Origin of the sequence: Gloeotrichia echinulata CP02 (assembly GCA_038087035.1) — a bacterium.
Taxonomy (GTDB): domain Bacteria; phylum Cyanobacteriota; class Cyanobacteriia; order Cyanobacteriales; family Nostocaceae; genus Gloeotrichia; species Gloeotrichia echinulata.
In genome coordinates this window covers 1,846,111-1,857,500 of sequence record CP051187.1, presented here as the reverse complement: position 1 = coordinate 1,857,500, position 11,390 = coordinate 1,846,111, and the positions used below count along the sequence as shown (strand labels likewise).

At 38.9% G+C, this 11,390-nt stretch carries 10 protein-coding genes, 1 rRNA gene and 1 pseudogene (1 of these 12 running past the window's edge); 1 reads left to right on the top strand and 11 read right to left on the bottom strand.

What is annotated here, in order from left to right; translation table 11 throughout:
* From HEQ19_08275 to HEQ19_08270, 3 genes are all read right to left on the bottom strand, one after another.
* Positions 1-632, bottom strand: a 16S ribosomal RNA gene (locus HEQ19_08275) (it extends 855 nt beyond the left edge of the window).
* A gap of 39 nt (positions 633-671) precedes the next feature.
* The gene (locus HEQ19_30750; GenBank protein ID WZI67142.1) at positions 672-923 is read right to left on the bottom strand and encodes a hypothetical protein; all 252 of its coding nucleotides are present in this window, start codon (positions 921-923) and stop codon (positions 672-674) included.
* A gap of 214 nt (positions 924-1,137) precedes the next feature.
* Positions 1,138-1,341 (bottom strand): hypothetical protein, encoded by a 204-nt coding sequence (locus HEQ19_08270; protein ID WYL99525.1) that lies wholly within the window; start codon positions 1,339-1,341, stop codon positions 1,138-1,140.
* Positions 1,342-1,434: 93 nt separating this feature from the next.
* On the opposite strand from HEQ19_08270, the gene HEQ19_08265 reads away from it, so the two are divergent.
* Positions 1,435-2,382, top strand: coding sequence for an IS630 family transposase (locus HEQ19_08265; GenBank protein ID WYL99524.1), 948 nt, complete (start codon positions 1,435-1,437; stop codon positions 2,380-2,382).
* A 340-nt stretch (positions 2,383-2,722) separates the two neighbouring features.
* Here HEQ19_08265 and HEQ19_08260 read toward each other — a convergent pair.
* From HEQ19_08260 to HEQ19_08225, 8 genes and pseudogenes are all read right to left on the bottom strand, one after another.
* Positions 2,723-3,615: pseudogene (locus HEQ19_08260) on the bottom strand (hypothetical protein).
* 774 nt (positions 3,616-4,389) lie between these two features.
* The gene (locus HEQ19_08255; GenBank protein ID WYL99523.1) at positions 4,390-5,772 is read right to left on the bottom strand and encodes a 2-succinylbenzoate--CoA ligase; all 1,383 of its coding nucleotides are present in this window, start codon (positions 5,770-5,772) and stop codon (positions 4,390-4,392) included.
* Positions 5,748-6,767, bottom strand: coding sequence for an o-succinylbenzoate synthase (locus HEQ19_08250; protein WYL99522.1), 1,020 nt, complete (start codon positions 6,765-6,767; stop codon positions 5,748-5,750). Before HEQ19_08250 ends, HEQ19_08255 begins: the two co-directional genes overlap by 25 nt.
* Positions 6,768-7,052: 285 nt before the next feature.
* The gene (locus HEQ19_08245) at positions 7,053-7,748 is read right to left on the bottom strand and encodes a hypothetical protein (GenBank protein ID WYL99521.1); all 696 of its coding nucleotides are present in this window, start codon (positions 7,746-7,748) and stop codon (positions 7,053-7,055) included.
* A gap of 204 nt (positions 7,749-7,952) precedes the next feature.
* The gene (locus tag HEQ19_08240) at positions 7,953-8,291 is read right to left on the bottom strand and encodes a hypothetical protein (protein ID WYL99520.1); all 339 of its coding nucleotides are present in this window, start codon (positions 8,289-8,291) and stop codon (positions 7,953-7,955) included.
* Between the two features lie 142 nt (positions 8,292-8,433).
* On the bottom strand, positions 8,434-9,078 hold the full coding sequence (locus tag HEQ19_08235) for a retron system putative HNH endonuclease (GenBank protein WYL99519.1): 645 nt from the start codon (positions 9,076-9,078) through the stop codon (positions 8,434-8,436).
* The gene (locus HEQ19_08230) at positions 9,075-10,328 is read right to left on the bottom strand and encodes an AAA family ATPase (protein ID WYL99518.1); all 1,254 of its coding nucleotides are present in this window, start codon (positions 10,326-10,328) and stop codon (positions 9,075-9,077) included. Before HEQ19_08230 ends, HEQ19_08235 begins: the two co-directional genes overlap by 4 nt.
* 83 nt (positions 10,329-10,411) lie before the next feature.
* Positions 10,412-11,308, bottom strand: a complete 897-nt coding sequence (locus HEQ19_08225) for a metallophosphoesterase (GenBank protein WYL99517.1) — start codon at positions 11,306-11,308, stop codon at positions 10,412-10,414.
* Positions 11,309-11,390 lie beyond the last annotated feature (82 nt).

The window sequence follows — 11,390 nt, the reverse complement described above, 5'->3', positions numbered from 1 at the left end:
TACACCAGGAATTCCCTCTGCCCCGAACGCACTCTAGCCATGTAGTTTCCACTGCTTTTATCTAGTTGAGCTAGACTCTTTAACAGCAGACTTACATAGCCACCTGCGGACGCTTTACGCCCAATCATTCCGGATAACGCTTGCATCCTCCGTATTACCGCGGCTGCTGGCACGGAGTTAGCCGATGCTTATTCCTCAGGTACCGTCATTTTTTTCTTCCCTGAGAAAAGAGGTTTACGACCCAAGAGCCTTCCTCCCTCACGCGGTATTGCTCCGTCAGGCTTTCGCCCATTGCGGAAAATTCCCCACTGCTGCCTCCCGTAGGAGTCTGGGCCGTGTCTCAGTCCCAGTGTGGCTGATCATCCTCTCAGACCAGCTACTGATCGTCGCCTTGGTAGGCTCTTACCCCACCAACTAGCTAATCAGACGCGAGCTCATCTTCAGGCAATTAATCTTTTACATCTCTGCTCATCCGGTATTAGCCACCGTTTCCAATGGTTGTCCCAGACCTGAAGGCAGATTCTCACGCGTTACTCACCCGTCCGCCACTATCTCCGAAGAGACCGTTCGACTTGCATGTGTTAAGCATACCGCCAGCGTTCATCCTGAGCCAGGATCAAACTCTCCGTTTTGTTGTGTTTCGAGTTTGTGGCTTCAAAGAAGTTAATTCTTTAAAATTCCAACGTATCCTGCGTTTTTGGATATTCACCAAAAACAATTTGTTTTTGACGAGGATTGGTTTCTTTTAAGCTTTCAAAGTATTTTATTGTCTCGGTTCGGTTGCTTCGGCGTCTTTCGCCCTCGCACTCATCTACAATAACAAGACTATCTTTGGTCGTCAAGGGGTAAAAAGATTTTTTTTCAAAAAGAGCAACTTTCGGGATTCCAAGCCAGTTAAGAGCTATACTGGGTAAGGATTTCAAAAAATATAAGTGGAACTAAAACTTTGGCGATGGCTACGCCCGCCGAAGGTATAGCCAAAGTTTTCACTCTAACTCTAGTCAGTTTTGCTCTAAAACACTCATTCACCCCAAGAGTGAATTGGTATTTGGAGGGTTACGCCTGTTAACAAACTTTTGTGAAGGTTGCACGTAACCCGTTACAAGTTTAGCGATTAAGCACTTAACCCGTTTCAATTTACTTGATAGGCTTTGTCCAACATCTTGGGCAGTTTTTCCCATTGCCATCACAGCAAGGGCAATTTAAGAATTTAAAAGGGTAATAACGGTCGTCCATGTCAACATAATCAGCGACTAATTCACCACCATCACCACCACAAGCCATACATTGCCCCGGTGGAATTTTTAGCTTATTTCGTTTAATTACTGGCTGATTAGTCATAATTAACTCTAACTCTAGGCATCTGCTTGACCTTGGATTACAGCACTTTCCAGCAATGTGAAGTACAATATGTAAGATAGATAAATTATTATTATGAAACCATATTCCGTCGATCTGAGAGAAAAAATAGTCAATGCTTATCAGTTAGGAAATATTTCAGTTAGAAAGTTAGCTGTAAACTTTGGTGTTGGTAAAGCTTTTGTACAAAAAATGTTGAGACAGTATAAAGAGAAAGGACATGTTAATCCTGGTAAGCAAGGGACAAGAAAAAAAGCGGTATTAGCAGATTCTGCGGCTCAACTTGTTGCATTGGTAAAAAAGTATCCAGATGCAACTCTCTCTGAATATTGTGAATATTGGCTCTTAACTGAGGGGCAACTAGTGAGTTCCAGCATGATGTGTAGAGAATTGCAAAAATTAAATCTAACTCGTAAAAAAAAAACGGTTCGCAGCAGTCAGGCAGCTACCGATAGAGTTCAATTGCTCAGGTGTGAATACAGAGAGAAAGTCAGAGATATAGAGCCGAAAAATCTGGTTTTTTTGGATGAAGCAGGCTTACTGCTTGGGTTAATGCGTCCAAAAGCTCGTAGTGAAAAAGGAAGTAGAGTATATGATGTAAAACCATTTTATCGAGGTAAAAAAGTCACTATTATCGGCGCAATCAGTATGGATAAAGTATTGGCTGTGATGACACTAGATGGTTCAATGGATAGTAATGCTTTTCGCGTGTTTATAGAAAAGTTGTTAGTGCCTCAATTATGGAAAGGTGCAGTTGTCATAATGGATAACCTATTTGCCCATAAGATCGATGAAATTACGCCCATAATTGAATCTGTTGGTGCCAGTGTCATCAATCTATCTTCTTATTCACCAGATTTTAATCCCATTGAACATTGGTGGTCACAGCTTAAAGCTTTTATCAAAACATTTTCTCCAAAAACTACTCAAATGGTAGATGTATTGATTGCAATTGCTTTAAATCTAATCAATCCTATGCATCTGCGAAATTGGTTTGCTAACTGCTGCTACTGTACTTCATGATTCAGGAAAGTGCTGTATAATAAACCTTAGCAAAGTGGCGGAAATAGGAACGCGGCTCGCGACCAGAGGGCATTACGTGCGCTCCGACGGCTGAAAAGTACGTTAAAAAATATCGGATACCTCTAATGTGGGTGCAAGTCCCATCTTTGCTCTAGTCATCTGGTTGTCCTAATTCAGCCATAGCAAGGTTTCCAGCTATCAAATACGGATGTCGAGAATTTCAAGCTCAAAACACCATCCAGCAAAGAGCGATTCAAGCATTGTTTTTCGCGCTTGGCACTCCGAGAATCCCCCTTCTGTAATTACTCCGGTTTGTAATCCCCAATAATGGTGGTTGCGTTTAAATATGAGCTGGTACTGCATTTTGGTTTTCTTTACAAGGTGAAATTTGATAGTGGGCGCAGACGATTTTTTTTTCGGGAAATCGCCAACTTTCTGATGACCAAAAATCTGCTAAAATATCAACGATAAAATCACTCGTTACTTTTGATTCTGTAAAATATAAAAATAATTCGTCAAGACCTGGAAAGTGCTGTATGCCATAAGGAGTCACGCTTGTTTTAGGGTGGAAGTCATGGTCATCAGTTTTTGTCGGCGCTCGATTTCTACCCCCACGGTCAAATGACCCGATATTGACACGAGCTTTTGCATCCAAGCTTAAACGTAAAATACTTGGATCTTCTATTGCTTCTTCATGAACTATAGCTAATTGCTCAAAGATTGCGTCAGTTTGAGGAATTTTTTTTGAGGTTGAATTTTGGCAACCCGTTTGAGGCGATATCCTAAACCATTTAACTTTACACGAATTGTTTCTGAAGTTGGTAATTCTTCATCTGTATAACCAAATTTCTCAATTAATTGATGTCTGACTTCCGCAGCACTCAGGCGCGTGTAAAGCCTTTGACTTTTAAAACTTGGATCTATCTGACTTTGACCATCTACCAAGTTTTTGATATCTGATAAAAGATTTGGTAGATGTGATTCGGCTTTATAACGTCCTCGACCTCGATAATTATCTACACAAGTAATACCACTAGTTAATTCTTTAATTACTTTACTAATTGTAACACGATTCCATCCTAACTCTTGCTCTGCTTTCAACTGTCCTCCGTGTCCTAATGCTGCAACTGTTTGTGCTAGAAATTTACGCTTGTCCGTACCTTTTAATTGCTTGGCAGTTTCCTTCAACAAGTTTTTCAATGAATCCGTTAGTTGTATTGACACCTGAAACATTCCAAAATCGAATCATCATTGAATTTACTACAAATTGGGGTGGGATAGGCTGCTGTTGGCAGCCTATCCCACCCCCTTAACAATGATTATCATTCTTAATAACTGTATATTTTATTTTCTGGAAGTCCCTTATTTAGATCCACTAAATAATGAGCGCGTATTAAAACTCAAAGTCCCGAATGGAACAATAACACTCTGGGGTGGAGTTACTGCTGCTGGATTAACAGCTACTGCTCCATCTGGAAAGGCTGTTGTAGAAATCACTAGAGGCAGCAAAATCCGGCTCTTCCGTACTTAGCGTGCTGAATTTATTAAATAATCAGCTTGAAACCCTTCCTGAGATACGATAATAGCCATTATTTTCTGTATTTTTGGTCAAATTGATAAAAATTAAATCATGAACGCCTGTAAGTCTTAATTTAAAAGCAAATTTATAGACTTTAATTAATAATTAAGCACGCTAAGTACGCAAGAACCAGAAATGTCAAGCCTCTGACTGCTATGGTTTTACGCGAATAATATACTTAGTATCTCAATACTGCTCGGTTAAGGAAAATCGTAGGTTGGGTTGAGGCTCACCGCAAACCCAACAAAGCCCCGTCCATGTTGGGTTAGCCTACGGCAAGCAAGCTACGTTCCTCAACCCAACCTACGAATTTTAAGTTTTTTGAGCTTAACCGAGCAGTATTATTTAGTATTTTTTCTAACACAAGCCTACTTAATTAAGTTCACAACATTTTTAATCTCCGGTAATTCTGTGGAGGGAATTTAACCCTAATCTAGCGCTTTATGTCTATTTACTAATTCTTGAAGTTGTTGAAAATTGACTTTTCCTTGTTCATTCCTCGGCATAATATTAATTGATATCCATAATTTTGGTATTTTCAATCGAGTTATTTTTACATTAATTGCATCTTGAATTTGTTGATAAGCAATATTTTGATTTATCGGTACATAAATAGCAGCAATAATCTGTCCCCAGTAACTGTCATCCTTGCCAATTACAGCTACATCTTTGACTAAATTAGTAGATAGAATCGCTGCTTCTACTTCACTAGGAAAAACATTTTCTCCGCCAGTAATGATTTTATAACTGCTCCGACCAACTATATTGAGATTCGCTTCTGCATCCAAAAACCCCAAATCATCAGGATAGAAAATTCCTGATTCAGGAAATGGTTCAGGGTAATAACCCAGCGCCAACGATGAGCTTTCGATAACAATCTGACCTATTTTTTGAGAACATAAAAGTTCCCCTACTGCATTACAAATTTTAACTTTTGCATGGGGTAGAACTTGATAACTACTGTTTTTACCACTTAAAAAGCTTTCAGGTTTGAGAGTAGCAATCTGGGAAGCGGTTTCCGTCATCCCATAAGAAGGAGCAAGTTTAATGTGATGAAATCTAGCTTTTTCCAACAAATCAGACCAAGCAGGTGCGCCACCTAGCAATACAGTTTGACATTGAGATAACCAAGTAGTCAAATTCGACTCACTCAGTAGATATTGCAACTGTGTGGGAACTAAAGATATAAAAAAATTAGTTGGATTAAAATCACACGATTTACCTGTTTTTAGTTCTTTAAATGGTAAAATTAATAATTGCCCCCCCAATATGAAAGAACGCATAAATTGCATCAAACCACTCACATGATAAAGCGGTAACACACATATAGAATTTACTTCACTGACTTGGAAATATTCTCGAAATCCTTTCACTGATGCTATGAGTGTTTGCCAGTTATGCATAGCAAAACGAATTTTACCAGATGAACCACCTGTAGGAATCATAATTAAGCTATTGGTTTTATTCTCTGGTAAACTTTGATTATGAAAACTGATATTATATTGTTGAGCATATTCGCAATTACCCCAAACTATATCAGGTTTAACTAACTCAAACACTTGTTGCCATTCAGATAAACCCCAGCTTGGATTTGCCAAAAAGACATGATGATTTGTTGAACAAGCAGCAATGAAGCTAGCAAGAAACCGAATTGGATTTGGCTCTGATAGTAATATCTTTTGCGGAGGATATTCGGCAATTTCTTGGAATAATGTTTCAGTTAAAGATATAAATGTTTGCGATTGAGATTCATCACCCAAAAGCCAATTATCTTGAAACCTGTTTCTTAACTTTTCGATAGGTAATTCCATATATCTTCATGTGTTAAGTGACAGCGTGCATCCGGTATAAATTTATTAGTTTCTGCTTCAGAAAGAAAATCCTGATTAGGAAACCAGTGAGCAACACCAAAACCTGCGGCGCGATTGGTTCTGCTAAGTTCAGCACTCAGCTTTAGTGCAAACCGGTTTCCAATTGGTGTTTCAAATACAGTTGAAAAGACAGCATCTATTTCATGATTATAACACAATTGACGTAACATTTTTGGTGAGCCGGCAATGGCAGGTTTAATCACAAAAATTCCTCGCCAACCCTTTTCATAACAAGCTTGGAGTTGAGCAATACTTGCTACTGATTCATCCAAAGCTATGATGGTAGAATATTCTTTGCTCAAGTGGAGCATGGGATCGAATTCAGTTGCAGGTAATGGTTGTTCGAGAAATTCTATACCAATGCGATCGCCAGCTTTTAGCCATTCCACAGCTGCAAAAAAGCTTAGTCCACCATTAGCATCTAACCTTAATTTTGTTTCAGCAGGCAATACTTGCGCTAATTTATCAAAAACATTTAGTTCTTCTGCAAGAGTCCCTATACCAATTTTCCATTTAAAGGTTCGATAGCCTTGATTCCAAAGTATTTCCCAAGCATCTAACGCCTTTTTTCCCGATGGTAGCAAGCCACTAAAACTAACTGATTTAGCAGCAGTCAATTTGCTTACTTGTAGATAGGATGTAACTTCTTCCCATGCTGACTCGAAGCCGAATTGACAAGCAGGAAATTTTGAGGGGATAGCAAACACATCATCGGTAGTAATTTCTGATGGTAATTGACCACAAAATTCAAGTGCTTCTGGAAAACTTTCAGAACCAAACCAGCTTAGTGGCGCAATTTCACCAAAACCCACAATACCTGTTTCAGCCATCAGCCGGATGATAATTCCTTCCCTAGCTTCCCATATTCCGTGACTGGTTTTAAGTGGTTGCTGAAATTGACGGCAATAAGGTTGAAAATCAAAGCGGTACAGCATTTCCAGATATTAATTGAATATTCTTCCCATAGTTTTGATGATTAATTATCTATCTTGATGGGGACATATAGCAATCGTAAATGAGTTGTGTTGGCGTAGCCCGTAGGCATAAAATATTTTTTTCATCGAACCACAGAGACACAGAGAACACGGAGAGAAATTTAAGTATTCCTTGAGGATATGTCAATTAGAGGCACAAGGCTTTGTAGGGGCGCAAGGCCTTGCGCCCTTACCTTTCAAGGCCTTGCGCCCTTACAATTGTTGGGGGCGCTATTTTTTTTGGGGTTATGTGTTCTGTGGGAATCCGACAACCTTGTCTTGTAGCAGTACCAGTCGCCCTTCCTTATATGCCTGTCGCAGGGCAATGGCTTCTGCTACAATGTGCTGGGCACTCAATCCCTCCTCATCCATCATTGTTTGGAGGGTAGTACCAGTCTGCTCTGAAGCTTCGTGAATTGAGGGAATTTGACAGTACCTCCCACCATTTTTTGTCCGTCGCCAAATACTAGGTTTTTCGGGTTTTGTAGTTTTACGCGTACGCTGATTTTTAGTGAGAGAGCGTACAGCTTCTTGAGTAATTTCACGCAAGTCTAAGAGCCTATCTATTACTTCCTGGTATTTTTTGCTGTTCTCTGCTAGCTGATATATGGTTCTAGGCTCAACTTGTGCAAAATTTTGAGGCGAAAACTTACCAAATGCAGCAGCAATTTTAAGATACCTTTTTTCCTCACCTTCCCAACCCTGGTCAACAAGTAGCTTTCTATACTCTTTTAAAGAGAGGTGCTGTTTTTTGTCCGCTAACCAAAAGGCATAATGTAAAATTGTCTTGGTGACTTCAGTCAGGGTTTGGCAAGAAATATTTTCAGCACTAACACTCTGTCCCGCATCAGCTATTTGTTCAACGTATTGCTCAAACTGCGATGGAGCAATTGATTCTGAGTTAACTTCGGCTTTAATTGCACCCTGCACTGGTGTCATCATAGTATTGACCTTATACTAGGGGTCTTTTTCAAAGGTGATTGTACTCTTGTTGGCGGAGGTTGAACATTAGAGTTTTTTCGCATTCCTACTCCAATCAACGGTTATGTCTCAGACTAAAACCTTATCTAATAGAACAATTGTACTATTTTGCTCGTCAGAAAAAACCCCAAACATACCCAAATATTTAGGGAAATTATGTAAATTTTATACATTGTGCCCTTTAATACCAAGGGACGGACAATGGAGTAATGAGTAATGAGTAATGAGTAATGAGTAATGAGTAATGAGTAATGAGTAATGAGTAATGAGTAATGAGTAATGAGTAATGAGTAATGAGTAATGAGTAATGAGTAATGAAAGAATTATTAAGATATTAACAACTTCAATCAACAAGTTGAAAGAAAAATAAGGCGTTGCATAATTGCGGGATGAAATAGTTAAATTCAACTTTGAAAACTCTTCCTCTTCCCTACGGGACGCTCCGCGAATGCGTGAGACAAAAATCATCCCATTAATCAGCAACGCCAAAAATAATCCACTCATTACTCATTACTCATTACTCATTACTCATTACTCATTACTCATTACTCATTACTCATTACTCATTACTCATTACTCCTTACTCCTTACTCCTTACTCCTTACTCATTATTTATCGAAGCGTCATGCAGACTAGGATTAATTTATCAAAAATAAGTCTTGAGTAAATAGGTAATTGCACCACAAAAAGGAGTATATCGCCCGTTAACATCAAGTTTGTCATAACCTTGAGCAAGTAACTGTATTTCTGCATCAGTTAAACCATCAGTAGCCTCTATAGCCGCATCAATTGCTACTTTTCGCATATTTTTTAGTTTATCAATATTGAGTGCTAGTTTGGCAATTGTAATTTTAGCGGCTGCTTGCTTATCTAAATCATCTGTTGGTAAGATTTCTCCATAGCCAGAGTATCTAAAGAAATCTGCACAATTCACATCTAAGGGTGAAACCATTAACTCCTCATCGTACCAGTTATTTTTTTTGTGTCCACAATGTACTGGTACGCGGGGTCTTTTTTCATCTTCCCCTTGACATGATACTAATAAATTAGTGTAAGCATATGTCAAGTTTTTATACAAACTCTTTGGTTGAAAATGTTCAATATGACATTCCTTCCTGGCGATGGAATTACCACAATAACAACAGATGTAACCTTGCTCCTTTAATAATGCTTGGAATACATCATTTTTTACATCTCTATCAAAATGTTTCCAATTAGGTATGTTATTACCAAGCTGCTGATTCCATTCAGTCAAAGTACTCGGTGCTTCACCCTTTTGGATATGTTTCATTTGTTGAGAATTTCCTTACGTCTAATAAGTACATCTGCTCTGACAAATTCTGGTTCATCTTCGCCAATTTCGCTAGCTAAATCTTGGCGTAGTTGTCTAGCGCCTTCGAGATTTCCCTGATCAATCAATTTAAATAGTTGACGGAGATAATCTTTAATTGCTTGAGGTCTTTCTGGAACCCCCATTAAGTCTTCTAAAATGCGATTACTATCTCTACCGAAAGAACTTGCTGGTCGGTGGACAACAACGCCTTTATCTTGTGTTTCTAGGATATAAATTCCTTCAGGTTTGACATGACTAATTACCTGCGGTGAATGGGTAGTAATAATAAATTGACAATTGGGAAACGTTCTAGTTAATGCGGGAATAATTTCTCTTTGCCATTTTGGGTGTAGATGTAGTTCAATTTCATCAATTAAAACTATACCTTTACCCTGTATTGGTGCTTGTAACCCTGGATTAGCAATTGCTAAACGTCTGGCTAAATCTCCCACCATCGCTAGTAAGCATTTTTCCCCATCAGATAACTGATTAATAATTAGCTCTCTACCTTTTTTTGTAACAGTCATGCGTAAAGGAGAACGCCGCACCCGTAAATTATAAAAACCTGGAATTACTGAATAAATTGCTTGTCTGACTGCTTCTAATTGCGGGCTGAGATAGTTGGGGAAGTCGCGTTTTTCTTCATTTTCTAAATCCTCTAATGTTCTAAACCATTGAAAGAAATTATTAAAATTTATTTGCACGCCATTTAAAGCTTGGTCGTAGGCTGTGACTGGCTCAAAAGCAGCCTTTTTGCGAACTTTTAGAGGAATATCAATCACAGCGCGATTGACTGCATAGTAAACTACGACAGTCAGATTAAATAAGGGATTAGTTCGCAACTGATTGTGAATTTTCTCAACCAGTTCTCGTAACTCATTCAATTTGCTACTGCTATCTTTGGTACGTCTCTTTTGTACCTTGGTAAGGGACCATGTTACTTCCCCTGAGTCTAAAGCGATCGCAATTTCATTGTGTGTCTCACTACATCCATTATTGATGTCTTCTTCCCTAAATAAACGTCCAGTAGCAGTGGGATGTTGAACTGAAGTTGTAAACCGGGATAACAGAATAGCTAGACAGTCAAGAATACTTGATTTTCCTATCCCGTTAATCCCGATTAGTACCGTTGGTTCGCTAGCATCGAACTCTAAAGTCAAATCGCCAATCCCACGGAAAGCATTCATACTTAGGCGCTTGACTTTCATATTAATTATGTCGGCAAAAATAAAGTCTACAAACAGTCAACAGTCAACGGTCAAAAGTCAACGATCATTTTTCATCTATTTAATTAGGTTGATTTTATCTTAATCACACCTTGATCGAAAACGCGGTTATCGGTGCCGATACCACTTACTTCTATTCTATCTGCATATACTTGATATGCAGCAAAGCTTAAATTACTAGTAGAATATTCTGTCCAGTCATTTTTACCTACAGGACGATTACCAGCACCCGCACCGCAAATTAAATAAGTGGTGCCGTTAATCGCACGGGTGCGCTCATAATGGTGTTCATGACCATTGATATAAAGTTGCACATTATATTTTTGAAATAGGGGAGTAAATATTTTAATAAATTCTGGATTACTCCCATAGTGACCTGATGCATAAATCGGATGATGACCAAAGACAATTTTCCAAGCCGCTTGACTACGACTGAGTTCTTTATCTAACCAAACTAGCTGGTTTTTCCAATCAGCATTACCGTTAGTATCTAAGGCAAAAAATTGCACGTCGCCACGGCTGAAAGTATAGTAGCGTCCCTGCATATTAAACCCAGGATATTTAACTTGGGGGTCGCCGTTAGCAGTACGAATATCATGATTACCAAGACAAGCTTGAAACTTTACACCTGCTTTGAGTAAGTCGGCGTAGGGACGCTCAAAAACATCTTTAATTTTGGTAATTTCGCCGTTGTTGTAGATATTATCACCAGCTAAAATTACTAAATTATAATTATTTTTTTGGTGATAACTAGTCATTGCTTTAGCGACATCATACTGTCCTTTGGCGCCAGTCCCTGTATCGGCTACGGACACGAAACGTAGCAGTAAGTCTTTTTTGGCAATGGCGGTGGTGTCTGGTTGTTCTAAGGTATTATTAGCACTTGTGGGACTCTGACCACAGGCCGTGGCGATCGCACTAATGGTAGACAAAAATAGAAATTGGCGGCGTTTCAGGTTCATAGCTGAGTAAATACCAAATACAAGTGATAGATTAATGCTGTGGAAGGGCACTTGTAAGAATTTATCGCATTTGAGATTGATT

Coding starts and splice junctions, on each gene's coding strand:
- HEQ19_08270 (WYL99525.1), bottom strand. CDS start 1,341: ATGACTAATCAGCCAGTAATTAAACGAAATAAGCTAAAAATTCCACCG.
- HEQ19_08265 (WYL99524.1), top strand. CDS start 1,435: ATGAAACCATATTCCGTCGATCTGAGAGAAAAAATAGTCAATGCTTAT.
- HEQ19_08255 (WYL99523.1), bottom strand. CDS start 5,772: ATGGAATTACCTATCGAAAAGTTAAGAAACAGGTTTCAAGATAATTGG.
- HEQ19_08250 (WYL99522.1), bottom strand. CDS start 6,767: ATGCTGTACCGCTTTGATTTTCAACCTTATTGCCGTCAATTTCAGCAA.
- HEQ19_08245 (WYL99521.1), bottom strand. CDS start 7,748: ATGATGACACCAGTGCAGGGTGCAATTAAAGCCGAAGTTAACTCAGAA.
- HEQ19_08240 (WYL99520.1), bottom strand. CDS start 8,291: ATGAGTGGATTATTTTTGGCGTTGCTGATTAATGGGATGATTTTTGTC.
- HEQ19_08235 (WYL99519.1), bottom strand. CDS start 9,078: ATGAAACATATCCAAAAGGGTGAAGCACCGAGTACTTTGACTGAATGG.
- HEQ19_08230 (WYL99518.1), bottom strand. CDS start 10,328: ATGAAAGTCAAGCGCCTAAGTATGAATGCTTTCCGTGGGATTGGCGAT.
- HEQ19_08225 (WYL99517.1), bottom strand. CDS start 11,308: ATGAACCTGAAACGCCGCCAATTTCTATTTTTGTCTACCATTAGTGCG.